The sequence below is a fragment of the Comamonas sp. 23 genome (assembly GCF_049601575.1).
GTDB classification, from domain to species: domain Bacteria; phylum Pseudomonadota; class Gammaproteobacteria; order Burkholderiales; family Burkholderiaceae_C; genus Comamonas; species Comamonas squillarum.
Genome location: NZ_CP187127.1, coordinates 68,213 through 87,770, shown reverse-complemented (window position 1 = coordinate 87,770; position 19,558 = coordinate 68,213). Strand labels below are relative to the sequence as shown.

General features: G+C 62.8%; 10 protein-coding genes. 7 read left to right on the top strand and 3 right to left on the bottom strand.

From position 1 onward, the window contains the following. Window positions 1-189: 189 nt before the first annotated feature. The 5 genes from ACPEE1_RS00305 to ACPEE1_RS00285 all read left to right on the top strand — a co-directional run bounded on the left by ACPEE1_RS00305 (window position 190) and on the right by ACPEE1_RS00285 (window position 4,193). A complete protein-coding gene (locus ACPEE1_RS00305) occupies window positions 190-450 on the top strand; it encodes a hypothetical protein (protein ID WP_312988245.1) in 261 nt (86 codons plus the stop codon). 27 nt (window positions 451-477) lie between these two features. Further along, window positions 478-906, top strand: coding sequence for a Fur family transcriptional regulator (locus tag ACPEE1_RS00300; protein WP_423934931.1), 429 nt, complete (start codon window positions 478-480; stop codon window positions 904-906). A 667-nt stretch (window positions 907-1,573) separates the two neighbouring features. Continuing rightward, complete coding sequence (locus ACPEE1_RS00295) at window positions 1,574-2,308, top strand: metal ABC transporter ATP-binding protein (protein ID WP_423934930.1); 735 nt, start codon at window positions 1,574-1,576, stop codon at window positions 2,306-2,308. Beyond that, window positions 2,305-3,198, top strand: coding sequence for a metal ABC transporter permease (locus ACPEE1_RS00290; protein ID WP_423934929.1), 894 nt, complete (start codon window positions 2,305-2,307; stop codon window positions 3,196-3,198). Before ACPEE1_RS00295 ends, ACPEE1_RS00290 begins: the two co-directional genes overlap by 4 nt. Then, window positions 3,195-4,193: a metal ABC transporter substrate-binding protein gene (locus tag ACPEE1_RS00285; RefSeq protein ID WP_423934928.1), complete on the top strand. Its 999-nt coding sequence runs from the start codon at window positions 3,195-3,197 to the stop codon at window positions 4,191-4,193. Before ACPEE1_RS00290 ends, ACPEE1_RS00285 begins: the two co-directional genes overlap by 4 nt. A 523-nt stretch (window positions 4,194-4,716) precedes the next feature. Here the strand turns inward: ACPEE1_RS00285 and ACPEE1_RS00280 are convergent. From ACPEE1_RS00280 to ACPEE1_RS00270, 3 genes are all read right to left on the bottom strand, one after another. After that, the gene (locus ACPEE1_RS00280; protein ID WP_165841155.1) at window positions 4,717-4,842 is read right to left on the bottom strand and encodes a cytochrome c3 family protein; all 126 of its coding nucleotides are present in this window, start codon (window positions 4,840-4,842) and stop codon (window positions 4,717-4,719) included. Window positions 4,843-5,834: 992 nt separating this feature from the next. Next, the gene (locus ACPEE1_RS00275) at window positions 5,835-7,865 is read right to left on the bottom strand and encodes a sensor histidine kinase (RefSeq protein ID WP_243419292.1); all 2,031 of its coding nucleotides are present in this window, start codon (window positions 7,863-7,865) and stop codon (window positions 5,835-5,837) included. Beyond that, window positions 7,862-8,572, bottom strand: a complete 711-nt coding sequence (locus ACPEE1_RS00270) for a response regulator (protein ID WP_423934927.1) — start codon at window positions 8,570-8,572, stop codon at window positions 7,862-7,864. The genes ACPEE1_RS00275 and ACPEE1_RS00270 overlap by 4 nt, the downstream gene beginning before the upstream one ends. A gap of 587 nt (window positions 8,573-9,159) precedes the next feature. Between ACPEE1_RS00270 and ACPEE1_RS00265 the strand changes: the two genes are divergently transcribed. Together ACPEE1_RS00265 and ACPEE1_RS00260 are read left to right on the top strand one after the other, a co-directional pair. Continuing rightward, window positions 9,160-10,404, top strand: a complete 1,245-nt coding sequence (locus tag ACPEE1_RS00265; protein ID WP_423934926.1) for a hypothetical protein — start codon at window positions 9,160-9,162, stop codon at window positions 10,402-10,404. A gap of 63 nt (window positions 10,405-10,467) precedes the next feature. Then, complete coding sequence (locus tag ACPEE1_RS00260; RefSeq protein ID WP_423934925.1) at window positions 10,468-19,551, top strand: putative Ig domain-containing protein; 9,084 nt, start codon at window positions 10,468-10,470, stop codon at window positions 19,549-19,551. Window positions 19,552-19,558: the final 7 nt, after the last annotated feature.

Below are 19,558 nucleotides of genomic sequence, written 5' to 3'. Positions count from 1 at the left end.
CGTGTTGTGGAGGTCATCGTGGAAAGCGGGTTGGTGCGGGTCTGGGTGGCGTGGTGCATGTCCAGGCCAGGTCTTGGCTATGGTTCAACTGCAGTGTGATATGTTATAACATAACAAATGAAAATCAGCTTTCTCAACTGTTTACCGAGAACCTGGCTTGGTGGCTGTGAAGATAGAAGAAGGACAGCGATGATTCCCAGAACCTACGCGCAGTGGCGGCACTGCATCACCGTCGAATGCGGCATCCCCTTGAGCGCCGACTTCATCGCGCAACGCCTGGCGGTGTGGCGCAATCCGCAGTTGGAAGAAACACAGCGCTTCAGGCGCCTCTATGGCGACGCGCATTGGCAGGCGGTGCAGCGCTGGTTTGTGCAGGCGGCGCAGGAGCAAAAGCAGGAGGGCGCCGCTGCGGTGCCCCCGCTGGCGGCGCCCGCACAGCAGACCGGCTAAACTCGGGCCTCTGCCTTTGTTGTCACCATGTCCACAGCCGCCAAAACGCCCCAGCCCGAGTTGACCAAGCACCAAGCCCTGGTGCTGCAAGCGCTTGCGCGCGAGGCCAATGCGGCCAGTGCCTATGCGCTGCTCGACCAGCTGCGTGACGAAGGCCTGCGCGCGCCCCAGCAGGTCTACCGCGCGTTGGACAAGCTGATCGAATACGGTCTGGTGCACCGCGTGGAAAGCCTTAACTCCTTTGTGATCTGCGCCCATACGCATGCCGAAGGCCATGACCATGGCCTGGTGGTGTTCGCCATCTGCGATACCTGCGGCCAGGTCGATGAGTTTCTGGAGCCTGCGGTGGAGCGGCGCCTGAAGACCTGGTCCAAGGCCAACGGCTTCCGGCCCAGCAGCACCCATGTCGAGATGCATGGCATTTGCAGCCGCTGCGCTGCGGCACCGGCGGCCTAAGAACCTGTTCAAAGTCTCTACGCAGCCGCGTTGGAGTGCAATCGGGATGAGTTCGAAGGGATGGAACGCAGCTTGCACCGGGGTGCAAGCAAGGGCCAGCGCGCAGAAATCGCCCGATTTCACTCCAACCCTTAGGGACAGTGGCTTTGCGCTGCCCGGGAAGGGGCGCCCGGCTAGGGCCGCCCGGCTAGGGCCGCCCGGGCAGGGGCGGTCTGCGTCGTTGCAAATCCTCGCAATAGCTGGGCTATTGCTGCGGTATGGCGCGGCTGGGCGCCCCCCTAGCATCCCATCCCGCAAAGACACTGTCGCGGCGCGAGGAGACTTTGAACAGGTTCTAAGCGCCTCGGCCAGCCCCCTTCTCTCCTCACAACACACGATTCTTCTGCTTTAGTGCATGGCAGCCACCGCCAAGCTGGGCTGCGCTTTTTGCGTTGGTATTTTCATTTGATGTTATAACATCACATTTTGAAAATGCTGCAGGTGCATTGCCGATGCTGCCAGTTTGACTGGTCGGCAGGGCGCCTGCGAATGGGCGAGCTATGGGATCAATACAAACAACCAGGCGCCGCAGTGCCTTGCAGGCGTCTGCGCTTTCGCGCTGCCTGCTGGCGCTGGGCCTGAGCGTGCTGCTCTGGGGCGTGGTGCTATGGGCGGTGCAGCAGCCATGATGCAGTCCGTTTCCGGCCTGGCAGCGGCGGCCGTGCATGGCATCGATTTCGAACTCTCCAACCTGGGCCTGGGCTATGGCGGCAAACTGGCGTTGCGCGGGGTCAGTGGGCAGTTTGCGGCCGGCTCGATGACGGCCATCGTCGGCCCCAATGGAGGCGGCAAATCCACCTTGCTCAAGGGCCTGCTGGGGCAGCTTGCGCCGATGCAGGGGTCGCTGCGCTGCCGCTATCCGCGCGCTGCGCTGGGCTACCTGGCGCAGGCCTGCGAGGTAGAGCGCGACTTTCCCATCAGCGTGGAGGACTTTGTCAGCATGGGCCTGTGGGCGCAGACGGGTGCGCTGGGGGCCGTCAGCGATGCGCAACGCGCGCAGATCAGCATGGCATTGGCGACAGTGGGCCTGCAGGGCTGGCAGCCGCGCTGGATTGCCGAACTCTCGGGCGGGCAGTTCCAGCGCATGCGCTTTGCCCGGCTGTGGGTGCAGAACCCGCCGGTGATCCTGCTGGACGAGCCCTTCACTGGCGTCGACGAGCCCTCCATCGATGTGCTGCTGCAGCTGTTGCAGCAGTGGCATACGCGGGGCCGCACCGTGCTGGCCGTGCTGCATGACCGCGAGATGGTGGAGGCATTTTTTCCGCAGGCCTTGGCGCTGGCGGGCACGCAGCTGGCCTGGGGGGCAAGCGCCGATGTGCTGCCGAGCCTGGCTGCGCGCGCGGGTGCCAGGAGGCGCGCATGATCGCCGAGCTGTTGTGGCAGCCCTTTGTGGACTACGGCTTTATGCGCCGCGCGTTTGCGGGTTGCCTGGCTTTGAGCGCTGGCGCCGCGCCCTTGGGCACCATCTTGCTGCTGCGCCGCATGAGCCTGGTGGGGGATGCGATGTCGCATGCCATCTTGCCGGGCGCGGCCCTGGGCTATTTGCTGTTTGGCCTGTCCTTGCCGGCGATGACGATCGGCGGGCTGGCGGCCGGCCTGATCGTGGCCATGCTCTCGGGCGTGGTGACCCGCTACACCGCCTTGCGCGAGGACGCGAGCTTTGCCGGCCTCTACCTGATCTCGCTGGCGCTGGGCGTGCTGCTGATCTCGCTGCGCGGCTCCAATGTGGATCTGCTGCATGTGCTGTTTGGCTCGGTGCTGGCGCTGGATGACCCCACCTTGTACCTGACCGCCACCATCGCCTGCCTGTCGATGCTGGGCCTGGCGCTGGTGTACCGGCCCTTGCTGATGGAATGCCTGGACCCCGGCTTTTTGCGTCTGCAGGGGCGCATGGGCAGCATCAGCCATGCACTGTTCATGCTGCTGCTTGTGCTCAACCTGGTGGGGGGCTTCCATTCGCTGGGCACTTTGATGGCAGTCGCCCTGGTGGTGCTGCCCGCCGCCAGTGCGCGGTTCTGGCTGCGCGGTGTGGGCCTGCAGATGGCACTGTCCACCGCCATCGCGATGGCCGGCAGCCTGCTGGGCCTGCTGCTGTCCTACCACGCGGGCATTGCGGCGTCGGCCGCCATCACCTTGAGCCTCGGCTGCCTGTACCTGCTGTCGCTCTGCCTGGGGCGGCTGGGCAGCGTGCGGGCGCAACGCCAGCGGCCGGCCAACGATTCTGTGTCTGAACCAATGGGAGTATCCGAATGAGCAATTTCTACTTGAACCGCCGTGCGCTGCTGGGGCTGGCACTGACCAGCGCTTTGCCTGTCGGCTCCGTCTGGGCTGCGGGCCAGCCGCTGCCCGTGGTGGCCAGCTTTTCGATCTTGCAGGACTTGACGCGCCAGGTCGGCGGTGATCGGGTCAGCGTCTCTGCGCTGGTCGGTCCCGACGGCGACGCCCATGTGTTTGAGCCCACCCCGCAGCAGGCGCGCCAGCTGCAGCAGGCCAAGGTGCTGGTGGCCAATGGCCTGGATTTTGAGGGCTGGTTGCCGCGCTTGAAAAAAGCGTCCGGCTTTCAAGGCCAGGAGATCGTCGCATCGCAGGGCATTGCGGTACGCACCTTGCCCAAAGGCCAAGGCCAAGGCCATGACCACGGGCACGACCACGGCGCTGGCAAGGAAGGGCATGACCACGACCATGACCATGACCATGGGCACGGCCACCACCATGGCCCCAACGACCCCCATGCCTGGCAGGATGTGAAAAACGCCATCGTCTATGTGCGCAATATCGCCAAAGGCCTGGCCAAAGCAGACCCGGCCAACGCGGCGCAGTACGACAAGCAGGCCACGCAGTACATCGCCCGCCTGACGGCGCTGGATGCCAGCCTGCGCCAGCGCTTTGCCGCGCTGCCGGCCGAACGGCGCAGTGTCGTCAGCACCCATGATGCCTTTGGCTATTTTGCCCAGGCCTACGGTCTGCGCTTTGTGCCGGTGCGGGGCCTGTCGACCGAGTCCGAGCCTTCGGCCCGTGATCTGGCGGCCCTCGTCAAACAGGTCCGCGCGGAGCGCATTGGCGCCATCTTTGTCGAGAACATCTCCGACCCGCGCCTGTTGGAGCAGCTCGCCCGCGAGACCGGCGCTGCCATAGGTGGGCGCCTCTACTCCGATGCACTGTCGCCCGACGGCGGCCCTGCCAGCACCTACGTCGACATGGTCGAGACCAACGCGGCTACCTTGCTCAAGGCCTTGCAGGCGGGTTAGGCAATCCGCAGCCATAGTGGATCGCCGTTTGTCCCTGCAGCATGACAGACGGCGTTTACGACCACGACGGACTATTGCTGTCCATGGTGCGGAGCGTCCTCCATCTTGACGCTTCTCCATGGCGTTACGCACCCGTTTGGCGCCAGTGGATCACGCACACAGGTTGGGATCTGGAGCGGGTCTGACTTTATTCAATGTGCGCGTTTGCGCAGTTTTTGGTTTGGAAGATGCACACTCGACCGCCGGTGTGAATGCTTTCCCGTCCCTCTGCCTGACGCATACCCTGGGCTAGGGTCGACCTTACGAGCAATCAAATATCTGTTAAGGCTCTCAAATTATAAAAAACTGGTATCAAATTCGCTTTTCTGATCATTGTTAATTGATGTTAATTTGCTTAAATTTTCAGCATTTTAGAACCCCGAAAGTAGCGGCAGATGGACTTGTTTTTGCTTGATGGGTAAGAGGTCATCTATGATTTGCTCTAATAGATAATCTATAAAAATGTAATTTAAGATAGTATTTATTAATCATGCGTGGATGATGCAATCCAGACCCCTACGACCAAAAGCAACCTCTCTGTACTTGTGTGAGGGCTGTGGCACCTTGTGCAGACTACAGACCACGCTGGCCGGTGCCTACACCTATTCAAAGCTGCGTTGGCTGAATCCGCAAGGATTCAGAACTTTTGTGGCTCTGCGCTTAGCGGTGAAGCGGTGTGTATTAGCCGTTGTGGGGGCAATGGCGGCGGGTTTATGCCCCAACGTGGCGACCGCCGGTCCTATTTCGCCGCATGCTCAAGATAGTGCTGCCGCTAGCCTTGCGGCCATTCATGCGACCAGCAGAAGTGGTAACACCCGCCAGAAGTTGGTCTTGGATGGGGAGGCTTTGGCGCTAGCGAGCCAGTACTGGTATGTTCAAGGCACCCACACCGTCACCAAAAAACTGTACCAGCAGCGCCTGAGCTGGACTTACATACATAAAATGCAGTATCGCCAACGGTGCATAGCCACCCAAAGCGCCCCCACGGATGTGGACCAGGATGCCAACTGTGCGTCCGTGGCAGTCAACGGCGCCGATGGAGAAACGGACAACAGCTGTCCCATTACCAGCGCACCGGTATGGGATGCGCTCAGTGGCATCTATACCGCGTGTGCGCAGCGTTCGGACTCAGAAATGGTCGCCTTTTGCGAGCCTGGGAAGGGCGATGACCAACCCGGGCGGATGAACCTTTATTGCGAAGGCCGTGGCAGCCCCTTGAGCAGCACTGTTGCCCCCAGCGCCTGCCATGCGGGGTTAGAAGGCAACTACATGGTTGAATGCACCGAACCTCAGAACCGCTGGAGCAAGCGGGAGCAAGGCGGACCGGGCGCCTGCCGCACCACTGTCACGCCTGGCTACGATTTGACCTGTGATGTGCGCCGCACCCCGTGGAAGCCAGTGTCGTCTTGCACACCTCAGGTCCCTGGTGTTGGTAACGGCTGGGTGGGCACCGAATGCCTGCAACAGGACAACATACAGCCCCAAGATCCGACGGCGCAGAGACATAATGGACGACCTGTGCAGGGCGTTCGAGCTTTAAGTGTGATGCCAGACGGGGTGCTGACACCCTGAAACCCTGCGTATTGGTGATTGCCGCAGCATTCAGCGCTTGCCAGTGACGGTGGTGGCGGCATGAGGCAGCCCCGCCCCCAGCTGCAGCACCGCCGTCACCATCGTGCCGGCCGGGCTCGATTGCACGCTGAAGCTGGCGCCCAGGCGTTCGGCGCGGGCAGCCATGCTGCGCATGCCCACCGATTGGCCGGCGCGCTGCACAGCCTGCACATCAAAGCCCACGCCATCGTCCTCGACCCGCACCAGCAGCTGGTTGGGCCGGGGCTGCGAGTACTCCACCCGCACCTTGCTCGCATGGCTGTGTTTGATGACGTTGGACAGCGCCTCCTCCACCAGCCGGGTCAGCAGCAGGCATTGCAGCGCATTGGGGCGCTTGCCTTCTTCGACGCTGCCCTGCCACTGCGCGGCAATGCTCCAGTGCGTTTGCACACCAATCTCATCCAAGATGCGGGTGATGCGGTGGCGCAGGGGCGCGGCCCATTGCACGGGGGTGTCGGGCACCGATGCGCCGGCGCTGGAACCGTAGTCGATCAGCTGGTTGAGGTCATCGCGCATGCTTTTGAGCAAGGACAGCACGCGCGCGCTGCTGATGGTCTCGTCCGCCTGCTCGACCAGCGCCATGCTGCGTACCAGGGCACCGCCCAGGCCGTCGTGCAGGTCATGGGCCAGGGCCATGCGCTCTTGCAGCTTGGCGTTCTCCAGCGCCTGCACATGCTCACGCTGCAGCGCCTGGGCCAGCTCGCTGCGTGCCGATTCCACCCCGACCTTGAGCTCGCGGTTAAAGCGCCGTACCTCATGCATCTGCCGCACCAGCTGGCCGCCCAAGAGCAGCATCAGCAGGCCAATCACCAGCACGCCGCTGAGCGCTGCCCAGTCGCGCGCCACCTGCCAGCGGTCCAGCACCGAGTAGAGGTTGTTCAGCGCCACCAGAGTCAACAGCAGCCAGATGCAGGCAAGCAGGATATGCGCCAGATTGCGCGGCCGTTTGCGCGGAAACCAGGCATGGACTTGGAACTGCAGCCCATTGACCAGGAACACCGCCGTCGCGCCCTGCCACACCAGGCTAAAGCCCTGGCGCGCATGCTCGGCCGGCACCAGGCAGGTGACCGCTGCACCGACAAAGGCCAGCAGCCACAAAAAGCGCTCTACCCAGGGCAGCTTTTGCGCGCCAAAGCGGAAGGTGAAGATGCATACGCTCAGCACATAGCCCAGCAGCGCCACCAGGCTGAAGCGGGCGCGGGTGAGTGAATCGGGCCAGGGCCACTGGCTGCCCGCGAGGTAGGTGCTCAAATACAGCATCCAGCACAAGGCCATCAGTGCAAACCAGCCATAGGTGCGGGCTTTGCGCTGCAGCAACCAGATGCTGAAGAACAGCACCCCGGCCATCGCACACAGCACGGCATTGACAAAGTAGACCGTGCGCTGGCGCCATTGTTTGCCCGCCTGCACCTGGGCCACCTCTTGCGGCGATCCCAGGCGCAGCTGGCCCAGGCCCGGGCTCAAGGCGCGGTGGCCTACCGCATATACCCAGATGGTGTTGACCCCGGGCTGCAGCAGCGATTCGGGCAGCAGCCACCAGCGCGGCACATTCCAGCTGCGCGACAGCGGCTCGACCAGGGAGGCATCGCTCCAGAGCAGGTCATGGTTCACATACACCGCGCCGGCCACACTGATGCCATCAATGCCCAGTGCGATGGGCTCGGGGGGCGCTGTGGACTCGGTATCGAGCCCCGGCTGTGGGCTGGCGCAGCTGCGCTGCCAGGCAATGCGGTACCAGACCGCGCCATCGTGCGCAGGCCAGCGCTGGGTCCAGAGATCGGGCAGCGTGACCGGCTCCCAGCCCTCGCTAGGGGCGGGCAGCTGCGGGTTGAGCGCGCTGGCGCGTGCCGCATCCACGTGCAGGATCTGCGCCTTGCAGCTACCAGCCTGGAGAGTGCTGGCTGGCGCGGTTTGGGCCATCGCAGGTCCAGCCAGCAGCACAAACAGCAGTACCAGCAGCAGCGCCAGCAGGTACGCCCCGGCTTGCAACAGGCGGGGCAGGGGGTGAGCGCGCGGGCTCACTCAATCATTCCCCGGGCACGCGCCTCGCGCACCGCCATCATGCGCGAGGAGACGGCCAGCTTGCGGTAAATGCGCTTGACATGGCTCTCCACCGTATGGCGGGACAGATGCACTTCGTTGGCAATCTCACGGTTGCTCATGCCATCGGCCACCAGGCGCAAGATCTCGGCCTCCCGGGGCGTGAGGCCCACATCGGGCTCGCCGCCTCTGGCAGCGGGCGCTGCGTGGCCGGCCGGCTTGGGCGCGCGCAGTGGCAGCAGCTGCAAAATGCGCCGGGCAATAAAAGGGTCGATGGGCGCGCCCCCGCGCAGCACGCTGCGGATGGACAGCATCACCTCGAAATCGTCGCGCTGCTTGAGTACATAGCCGGTGGCCCCGGCGCGCAACGCGCTCAGGATCAAGTCTTCGGAACTCCAGGCCGACACCACCAGAATGCCCAGCCCCGGATCCTCGGCCCGCAGCTCTTCGATCAGCGACTGGCCATTGCCATCGGGCAGGCGCAAATCCACCAAGGCCAGGCCCACCGGCCCCTCGGCGAACACGGCCCGCGCCTCTGCCAGCGTGCCGGCAAAGATCAGCGCCTCGTCCTCATAGCCAAGCTGGTGCAGCACCTGGCGCAAGCGTTGCTGCAGAAGCGGCTCGTCCTCCACGACGAGGACGGGGACAGGCAAAAGAGCATCTTCAACAAGCAACGAAGGTTCAAGCATGGATAACCAAAAAACGCGCGGGCGGACCCCGCGATGGTATGCGAGTGGGCGAAAAATGCTATCCCTGAAAGTGGGGAATTTGCGCGGAATCGCTCCGGCTGGAGCCAGGCCTGCGCAGCGAATGGCAGGGGAAGAAGCAGTTAATGCGGGTTTTAAATCTGACGTTTGCGAAAAAACAACCTACCTGAAAATGCAGTTTTCTATTTATAGGTTCGGCAAATAGATTGACGGAAGTCACACCGTAAGTAATCTATAAGTTTAGAAACCATAAGTAAATATAGTTCTTTTTGAAAACAGTGATAGAGAGAAACAAAGGTTTCAAGAGAGAATGGCGCCCATTTCTATAATTGGATGACGGGCGGGGTATGACAGGTCAGAAGGTATCGCAGCCGCAAAGACAAGAGCTGCAACAAAAGATAGTTTGGGTAAGCATATTTTTGATGACTTTATGGCTGTGGTCCGCATCTGCTGCCGCACAGACTGCCAATATGACTTTGGAGCGGGTAAGTCTTTTCTTCAGCGATGGCGTTTCAGCTGAGGAAATACGACAAGTCCCTGCGCAAGCCCAAGCACCGCTTAAAAACGGCTTGACGCTTATCAATGCCGAGAAATCCAGCTTTGGTGCAAGTGGCGTGCAGTGGAAGTGGTTACTTCGCAATAGCACCTTATCGCCGCTTGACGATGTGCGCATCACCGGCTTTGTGGATATTGACCAGGATGCTGCCGATAACACCTTTTTCAACGAATCGGTGTTGGCCCCGACGCTGACCGCACCTGCTGGCCATATTGCTGCGGATCGATGGGAAGCGGGAGAGATGGGCTATTGGACCGGCTCCTTGCTGTCACGCGCTGCGGTCGGTGATCTGCTCAATAGCACCCAGGCACCGGCTGCTGGCGAGGATATGGCGATCGCCCTGTCCGCCATACCCGGGCAATTGGCTCCCGGACAGGAGCTCAGCGTCTGGTTGGTTGTGGGTGACCAGGACAATGCCGGGGCTACGCAAAATGACCTGGCATCGCTGCGCAAGCATTTTGCGCAGTTCTATCTATTCAAAGACGCGGCACCGGATAACCGTGCGCAAGTGGATTACGCCGTCACGCAGACGGTGGCCAGTACCCAATACAAGGTGGGTGAGTTGGTGCAATACCGCCTGGTGGTCAGCAATGCCGGCCTGGCTGCTGGCTCGGGCGTGACCTTGAGCAGTACGGTGCCAGCCTCGCTGGCCGATGTGCAGTGGGTGTGTACTGCCCAGGGCCTGGCTGCCTGCGATGCCAGCCCAGGCATGGGCCACCAGCTGCGGGTGGATGCCCAGGTGCCCGCTGGCGCTGGCAACCAGGTAATGGTGACGGTGACCGGTAAAGCGACTGCAGATGGCGTGCTGACGCACCGAGCCTCGGTGGCGCCAACGAACGCCGATACCGTGGATACGAATGCAGCCAACAATGACAGCTTGGTGCAGGTCAGTGTCAGCACTGCAGGGGCTGCGCAGGCCGATTTGGCGGTGTTCAAAACCACCAGCACACCCAAAGTGCTGCCCGGCGGCAAGCTGGCCTTCCAGCTGGTGGCTGTCAACCATGGCCCGGCAGCGGTCAGCGCAGCGCGGCTGCAAGATTTGATGCCCTCGGGCGTGGAGGACATGCGCTGGACCTGCAGTGCGCGCGGTGGTGCCGTATGCGGCACAGCGTCAGGGCAAGGCGGCGATATCCAAGTGCTGGCGGAGATGCCGGTGGGCGCGTCCATCACCATCGATGTGGCGGGCGCCATGGCGCAGGCCGGTGGCCACTTGGTGAATACCGCTTCAGTCGCGTCCGAGCTGCCCGATCCCGTGTAGTCCAACAACAGCGCATCCGCCTCCGTCAATGCACCTGCGGGCGCCCTCAAATCCATTCCCACCATGGGCTGGCTGGCGCTGAGTTTGCTGTCGGGCTGCACCTTGTTGCTGGGCGCACGGTGGCTGCAGCGCAAAGGAGGGCTGGGCAGCCGGCGCAGCTGGATGCTGGCCTTGCTGCTGGTGCTGGGCCTGGGCGCGGGGGGTGATTCGCACGCCATCTTTGTCAATGGCGATTTTGAAAGCCAAACGGTGACGGGCTGGACCAAGCGCTTTGGCCTGAACCCGGGCTTGACCGGCGCGCCGCCTTTTCAAGTTGGCGATGTGCGCTTCAATGGCAGCGGCTTGGAGAAGGTCAGCGTGGTGGATGGCCGCTTTGACCCGCGCGCACCGCAGCTGGTGCTGCCGCGCCAGGGCAATTTCTCGGCCAAGGTCAACGACGACGACAACGGCGCACACATCAACGAGATCATCCAAAAGGGTGTGATTGCCGAAACCGACCGCGACCCGGGTGACGGCAAGCTGCATGTGCGCTTCAGCTATGCCGCCGTGCTGGAGGACCCCAGCCACAATCCCACAAACCAGCCTTACTTCTTTGTCGAGATCAAGGATTTGACCAAGGGCGAGACGCTGTACTACGACTTTGCCTTTGCCAACCAGCCCGGCCGCGTGTTCTACACCACGGTCTACAAGGGCAGCAAATGGCTATCCACCCCTTTTATCGATGTGGACCTGGAGGTGCCCGACAGCAGCCTGGGCAACGAGTTGCAGATCCGCGTAGTGGGTGCCGATTGCTCCCAAGGCGGCCATGGCGGCTATGTCTATGTCGATGCCTTTGGCTCGGTCAGCATTCCGCCGCAGGGCGCCTGCGTCAATGACCTGCAACTGCGCGCCAAACCTGGCAATGTGCAGCTGACCTGGGCCGATACCGGCGCCGCCAGCTATGCGGTCTACCGCGCAGACAAGCTGGAAGGTCCTTTTGTGCGTTTGGGCACCACGCAGTCGCGCCACTCTACCTGGCTGGACCGCACGGTGCAGGCGCAAAAAACCTACTACTACAGCATCCGGGCGCTGGATGTGGATGGCCATGCGCGGTGCAGCTCTGGCGAGGTAGCGACCTATGTGCCTGCGCACTGGAGTGTGGGCGACCAGGTGAACCGCCCGCCGATCTTTACCAGCCAGCCGGTGCTTGCTGGGGATGTGCGCCAACTGTATGAGTACCAGGCCACGGCCATCGATGCCGATGGCGACCCGCTCAGCTACCAGCTGATGTATGCCCCCGTGGGCATGACCGTGGATGCCGCCACCGGCAAGATCAGCTGGCAGCCAGGCTTAATGGGGGATTTCCGCGTGAACCTGCAGGTGAGCGACGGCAAGGGGCTGCTGGCCAGCCAGGCCTTCTCCATCCATGTGGTGGATGGCAACCTGCCGCCGCAGATCACCAGCCAGTTCCCTGCCAAGGTACCTGCGGGTGTGAGTTTCTCCCACCAGGTCACCACCACAGATCCCGAGAGAGGGCCGTTGCAGTACACCTTGGGCAGCCAGGCGGCGGGGATCAGCATCAATGCCTCTGGAGGCATTTACTGGACCAACCCCGAGCCCGGCACCTATCCGCTGGTGATCCAGGTCACCGACCAGTTTGGTGCCCGTGATGTGCAGCGCGTGGTGGTGTCCGTGCAGGCGTTCCCGGCATTCACCAGCCTGCCGGTGTTGACGGCCACCGTGGCCCAGCCCTATACCTACCAGGCGCTGGCCAGCGACCGCGATGGTGACGCTATTGTCTACAGCGTGCTCAGTGGCCCTGCAGGCCTGGTGATCAACGCCAGCAGCGGCGCCGTGACCTGGCCATCGCCTGTGGCGGGGACGGCCGCGGTCGTCCTGGCAGCCACTGATCCGGATGGCAACCAGGGCAAGCAAAGCTTCAGCATTCGCACCACGGCAACGCCCAACCGGGCACCGGTGTTTATCGCCACACCGGTCACCTATGTGGCCTACCCCGCCACTTACGGCTACACGGCCTCGGCCAGCGATGCCGATGGTGACAACCTGGTCTGGAAGCTGCTGCAGGCACCTGCTGGCATGACGATCAGTGAGCGCACGGGCGCCATCGCCTGGAAGTTTGCCAGCAACGCCGCTGGCAAGTTTGCTGTGCGCGTGCAGGTGGACGACCAGCGTGGTGGCCAGACCGAGCAGGCGTTTGAAATCCAGCTGCCGGTGTATGGCAATGGCGCCCCCGCCATCACCAGCCGCCCGCCTAGCCAGGTGCGCGCTGGCGCCATCTATAGCTACTCGGTCAGTGCTACTGACCCTGAGGGCGAGACGCTCAGCTACCGCCTCGCCTCCGGGCCTGCCGCAGCCGCTTGGGCTGGCAATCAGCTGAGCTGGGCCACCAGCGTGGCCGATGTGGGCGTGCATGCGCTGCTGATCGAGGTGGCCGATACCGCCGGCAATGTCGCGCAGCAGAACTGGCAGCTCGAAGTGCTGCCCGCCAGCGGCAACCAGCCGCCGGTGATCAGCTCCACCCCCAAGGTGACGGCCGTTGCCGGTGGGGTGTATGAATACCAGGTGGTTGCCACCGACCGCGATGGTGACCCGCTCAGCTACCAGCTGCTGACCGGCCCGGCAGGCATGACGATCTCTGCCACCGGCAAGCTGGAGTGGCCCGTGCCCGCTGGCTTTGCCGGCAGCGAGACGGTGGAGATTAAAGTGTCCGATGGCCGGGATGGCGAAGTGACCCAGGCCTATGCGATAGGCGTGGGCGTTACCGCCAACCGGCCGCCGCTGATCAATTCGACCCCGGTCGCCACCGGCACGGCCGGCGCGGCCTATCTGTACCAGATTCTGGCCAGCGATCCCGATGCGGATGTGCTGACCTACAGCGTCTCCACCAGCGAGCCCGGTATCACCGTGGACGCGCAGACGGGCCGGGTCTCCTGGGCCGTGCCGGCAGGCACGAGCGGACAGGCGCAGCTGACCGTGCAGGTGACCGACGGCAAGGGCGGCACCGCATCGCAGACCTATGCCATTGGCGTGGGCCAGCCCGGCAACCGCCCACCCCGGGTGACCACGCAGCCTGGCACCAGCGCTGTCTCGGGCGCCAGCTATACCTATGCGCTCAAGGCCGTGGATGCCGATGGTGATACCTTGGTCTATGCATTGACGGAGTTCCCGCAGGGCATGCTGATTGACAGCAGCACCGGTGCCATCCAGTGGAGCGTTCCTGCCAATGTGGCTGGGCTGGCACCTGTGATGGTGGAGGTGACGGACGGCAAGGGTGGCATCGCCACCCAGGGCTACGCCATCTCGGTCTCGGGCGCCTCCAACCGCGCACCCGCATTCAGCTCCACACCGGTGACTTCGGCCACCGCAGGTTCGGCCTACGCCTACACGGCGCGGGCGACCGATCCGGATGGCGATGCCATCAGCTATACGCTGGTCTCAGCCCCCGCCGGCATGGCGATCCATGCCACATCGGGCGCCATCAGCTGGACGCCCACCTTGGCGCAAGGCGGCACCCATGCAGTAGCCGTGCGCGCCACCGATGCCAAGGGGGCCTATGCCACGCAAAGCTTTGGCGTTTACGTGCAGCTGCCAACCAACAACCCACCCCAGATCAGCAGCAAGCCCGCGCTGCGCTGGGCCCCGGGCGTGCCTTATCAATACCAGGTTACGGCGACCGACCCGGAGAACGACCCGCTGACATATGCGCTGGACAAGGCCCCTGCGGGCATGGCCATATCGGCCAGCGGCCTGCTGACCTGGAACAGCCCGGTGCTGGGCAGCCATGCGGTAGAGATCAAGGTGCAGGACAGCCGTGGCGCCTATGTGGTGCAAAGCTATACCTTGCAGATTGCGGCCAACCGCGAGCCGGTCATCACCAGCGCGCCCGTGCCCACTGCGGCCATTGCTGCGCCTTATGCCTACCAGGTGGTGGCCACAGACCCGGATGGTGACTTCCTCACCTACCGAATGAGCGGCGCACCGGCCAGCTTGACCATGTCGGCCACAGGCCTGATCTCGGGCACGCCGACTTCGCAAGGCACGCATGCGATCATCGTGACGGTGTCGGACGGCCAGGCCTCCGTCACCCAGAGCTGGACCTTGCGCGTGACCGAGCCCGCAGCGGGCGGACCGCTGGAGGCGGGCGTGACGCCATCGCCCAAATACCTGAACCTGGGTGAATCGACCACCCTGCAGGTGTTTGCGCAGGGCGGAACAGCGCCCTACACCGTCAGCAGTCTGACCGTGAACGGCCGTGCCGTGACGGTAAACGCCGCTTACCAGGCCATCTTCACGCCCACGGCGATGGGCAAGCACAACCTGCGCCTCACCTTGCGCGATGCCAAGGGCAGCAGCGTGACCGTGGACGACTGGTTCGGCGTCAAGGACCCCAGCGATGTGCTGGCGCCGTTGGCGGCCATCACCGCGCCGGGCAGCTCGGACGACATCACGGTGACGGACGTGTTCGAGCCCACGGCCATCATGGGCACGGCCTCCGATGCCAACCTGGCTGAGTACCTGCTGATGATCTCGCCAGCGGGCCAGAACCAGTGGAGCAAGATTGGCGGCGGCAGCGCCAGCGTGACGGCCGCCAAGTTGGGCGACCTCAACCCCCAGACCCTGGCCAACGGCTTGTACGACCTGGGCCTGGTCGTGCGCGATATCTCGGGCAATGAGACCAGCGCCAAGGTGACGGTGGCTATCAGCGGAGAGCAAAAGACGGCGCCCCTGCAGCTGACCTTTACCGATATGGCTTTTGAGATCGAAGGCCTGCCGCTCACTGTGCGGCGCAGTTATGACTCGCTCAAACGCGCGCAGCGCATGGACTTTGGCTACGGCTGGTCGGTGGACTACCAGGACGTCTGGTTGCAGACCAATGGCGTACTGGGCCGCTCCTGGGTGATGCAGGAGACGGGCTCGGGCTTCAACCGCAAGATCTGCGTGCGGCCCCAAGGCTCCCGCGTGGCATCGGTGCGTATGCCCGACGGCAGGCTTGAGCAGTTCGACCTGCGGGCCAGTCCGGAGTGCGTGAGCGTGCTGCAGTGGGCGTCCAACCCCAGCGTCAGCCTCGCATTCAGCGCCAAGGCCAGCAACAAGAGCGGCAGCAAGCTCGAAGCGCTGGGCTACAGCGATCTGCGTCTGGCCGGTGGTGATCTGTTCGACATGGGCACGACCGAGACCTTCAACCCCAGCCAGTACAAGCTCACCACTCTGGATGGCATCGAATACATCCTGAACAAGGACTTCGGCATTCAGCAGATCAAGGACCGCAATGGCAACAGCCTGCAGTTCACGCGCAGCGGTATCAGCCACTCTGGCGGCTGGGCGCTGGCCTTTACCCGCGATGCGCAGGGAAAGATTAGCAAGATCAGCGGCCCCGGCGGCCAGGTGTTGAACTATGGCTACGATGCAGCCGACAACCTGATCTCGGTGGTCGACCAGAGCAATGCGGCGTCCGACTTCCGTTACGAGAACCCCAAGGTGGCGCATGGCCTGACCAGCTATACCGATCCACTGGGCCGGCTGGCGCTGAAGACCACGTACGATGACGCCGGGCGCGTGCTGAGCCAGACCGATGCCGCCGGCAAGGCCGTGACGGTGAGCACCGACAACACGGCAAACAAGCAGACCATCAAGGACCGCAACGGCAACACCACCGTGTATGACTTTGATGACCGGGGCAACATCACCCGCGTGCTGGATGCCGCAGGCGGCACCACCAAGTACGCCTATGACGCCAATGACAACGAGATCGAGGTGATCGACGCGTTGGGCCGCAAGACCACGCGCAGCTACGACGCCTTCGGCAATGTCACCAGCGAAACCGATCCCGCCGGCCGTGTGACCAAGACGGCTTTCAATGCGCAAGGCAATGTCACCACCATCACCGATGCGGCAGGCAACGTCACCACCAATGGCTACAACGCCAGCGGTGATCTAACAGCCATCACCGATGCTGCTGGCAAGGCCTTTGGCATGGGCTACAGCCCGACGGGTAGCCTGAGCAGCATGACCGACAAGGTCGGCAATGCCACCCGCTACACCTATGCCAAGATTAATGGCGCCACGCTCAAGCAGACCGAGACGGCTCCGGACGGTACGGTGACCACCTACGCTTACGACAGCGCAGGCAACGTCATCTCCACTACGCGCGCCATCGTCACCCAGCCGGGCCAACCTGCCACCACGGTGGTAGAAAAGAGCAGCTACGACACCAAGGGCAATGTCACCAGCCGCACCAATGCGGTGGGCGACACCAGCACCTACCTCTACGATGCGGCGGACCAGCTGGTGCAAGAGACCGACAGCCAGGGCCGCAAGACAGCGCATGAGTACAGCCTGCGTGGTGAGAAGTCCAAGACCACCTACCCGGATGGCAGGGTAGAGAGCTGGGCCTATGACAACAACGGCAACGAAACCCAGAGCTGCATCGGTAGCCTGTGCACGCGCACAGCCTACGATGCGCTGGACCGCGCCACCAAGGTCACCGACCCAATGGGCTTTGTCGTCGAGAGCGTGTACGACGCAGCAGGCCAGCTCAGCTCCAGCAAGGATGCGCGCGGCAACAGCACGGCGTTTGAATACGACCTGGCTGGCCGTGAAACCAAGCAGACCAATGCCGCTGGCATTGCGGTGACGCGCGAGTACGACCTGGCGGGCAACCTCGTCAAGACCACCGACGGCTTGGGCCGGGCGACAGTCCACGTCTACAACAACACCCAAAAGCGTACCAGCACCACCTTGGCCAATGGCGCGGTGACGCAGTTTGCGTATGACGCCAATGGCGTGCTGCTGAGCGAGACCAACCCGCTGGGCCATGCCTACCAGTTTGGCCACGATCCGCTGGGCGGTCTCAAGACTGTGACCGACCCACTGGGCAAGGCGACCGGCTACACCTGGAATGGCAGCAACCAGCTGCTGACCCAGACCGATGCCAACGGCCACACCACCCGCTATGGCTACGACAGCGCTGGCCGTCGCGTGGCACGCACGCTGCCGGGCGGCAAGAGCGAAGGCCTGGTCTACGACAGCGAAGGCCGCCTGGTGACCCGTACTGACTTTGACGGCAGCCAGACCATCTACAGCTATGACGTGGGCGGCAAGCTCAGCAAAGTCACGCGCAGCGATGGCCGCAGCCTGAGCCAAGGCTATGACAGCTTTGGCCGCATGAACAGCCAGACCGATACCGCCTATGGCAACCTGGGCCTGACCCTGGACGGCAACGACCGCGTCACCCGCGAGGTCTGGAGCCACAGCAGCCTGGGCACCAGCTTCAGTGCGACCTTGGACTACGCCTGGGACGCCAACAGCAACCGCACCCAGGTCAGCACCTCGGGCCAGGCCATCAAGGCCGGCTACAACACGCTCAACCAGCTGGAGACCCTGACCCACCCCGATGGCAGCACCACCCGTTTTGCCTACGACAACGCAGGCAACCGGGTACAGGTGACGCGGGCCGATGGCAGCACCACCGACTACCAGTACAACCTGGCCAACCAGCTGACAGCCGTGCTGCACAAAAAGGCAGACGGTGCAGACATTGCCAGCTTTGTCTACACCCTCAATGCCGCAGGCCAGCGCACCCAGGTGGCCGAGCGCATGGTGGGGGTAGGCAGCCCGGCAGAGACGGTGGAGCGCACCGTGCGCTACCAGTACGACGCCGCCGGCAAGCTGCTGCAGGAGCGCGTGGCACAAACCGCGCCTGCGGTGTTTGACTCGACCATCGACTACGTCTACGACGACGTAGGCAACCGCAGCCGTCGCAGCGTCAGCCACAACGGCCAGGTCACCACCTACCAGTACGACAGCCATGACCGCCTCACGCAAAGTGTGGATAGCCTGAGCGGCACCACCACTTACCAGTGGGACGAGCGCGGCAACCTGGTGCAGAAGGCATCACCCGCCGATACCACCACCTATGCCTGGACGGTGGACAACCGCCTGGCCAAGGTCAGCACCGGCGCTAAAACGGTTGAGTACGGTTATGACAGTAGCGGCCGCCGCATCAAGCGCCTGGTCAAAGAGGGCGCCACCACCACGGAGACCCACTACAAGGTCGACCACCAGCGAAGCTACAGCGAGATCCTGGTCGAGAGCACCAAGGTCAACAGCGGCGCCTGGGTCGATACCGTGCATGTGCACACCCCCGATGGCTTAGGTGAGCTGATCGCCAGCACCTCGGCTGGCGCGCAAACCCAGCTGTTCAGCGATGGCCTGGGCAGCGTGCGTGTGGCCCAAACCGCTGCCACCAGCCATGTCTTCAGCTACGACGCATTCGGCATTGCGCTGGGCGCCACTGAAGGCATGCCCGCCAATGCGGCCGATGCCGCTGCCACCAGCCACCGCTACACCGGCGAATATGCCGACAGCCAGACGGGTCTGCTGCATCTCCGTGCGCGTGATTACGATCCGCAAGTTGGTCGCTTTATCTCGATGGATGAGCACCCCGGCGCGAGTCGCATTCCGCTGACTTTGAACAAGTACCTGTATGGCAATGCGGACCCGGTGAATACGGTGGATCCGAGTGGGAACATTTTTATATCCATGGCGATGCCCAATTTTGGACATTTGATGCGCGTAACTTCCGCAGGTACCAGAGCGCTCGGGATTTTGGACAAGCTAGACCATGCGCTGACCTTGCTGCAGTTGGTACATGCATACCAACAGGTATGGAGTGTTTTCCAAGGCCCAGAGTGGCAAAATTCCATGAAGGATGCAAAAAATCAAAAGGGTTTTGTGAATGCCATGGAAAATTTTGATGTAGCGGTTGCAGAGCTGGCAGGGAAGTCTGCTGCAATATTTGCAAATAAGGGGGTCGCTAAAGCTATGGGGGAATTTATTAGAGGTACCAGAAATGCGCTGCTGATTTATGGGCCAACCCCCGAAATACCAGGTAAAGTTTCTCCTTTTCCGGTTAAACAGGTTAAGGTGGGCACGTTGTCTCTCAGCAAATCGCATCGAGACATATATGTTGAATTTGGCGTTAGATCGCAGCAAGGGGGCCGCATGCTCGGCGCCGGTCATCGATGGAGCCGCGAAGGGAATTTGCAATGGTTCCGGCAGGATTGGCATAGCGCTGTGGGCCATAACTCCCAAAGTTTGTGCTTTCCTATTGCAGGAGGGTCATATCATTATCACTGCGCAAAATAGGCATGCC

Coding starts and splice junctions, on each gene's coding strand:
- ACPEE1_RS00305 (WP_312988245.1), top strand. CDS start 190: ATGATTCCCAGAACCTACGCGCAGTGGCGGCACTGCATCACCGTCGAA.
- ACPEE1_RS00300 (WP_423934931.1), top strand. CDS start 478: ATGTCCACAGCCGCCAAAACGCCCCAGCCCGAGTTGACCAAGCACCAA.
- ACPEE1_RS00295 (WP_423934930.1), top strand. CDS start 1,574: ATGCAGTCCGTTTCCGGCCTGGCAGCGGCGGCCGTGCATGGCATCGAT.
- ACPEE1_RS00290 (WP_423934929.1), top strand. CDS start 2,305: ATGATCGCCGAGCTGTTGTGGCAGCCCTTTGTGGACTACGGCTTTATG.
- ACPEE1_RS00285 (WP_423934928.1), top strand. CDS start 3,195: ATGAGCAATTTCTACTTGAACCGCCGTGCGCTGCTGGGGCTGGCACTG.
- ACPEE1_RS00270 (WP_423934927.1), bottom strand. CDS start 8,572: ATGCTTGAACCTTCGTTGCTTGTTGAAGATGCTCTTTTGCCTGTCCCC.
- ACPEE1_RS00260 (WP_423934925.1), top strand. CDS start 10,468: ATGGGCTGGCTGGCGCTGAGTTTGCTGTCGGGCTGCACCTTGTTGCTG.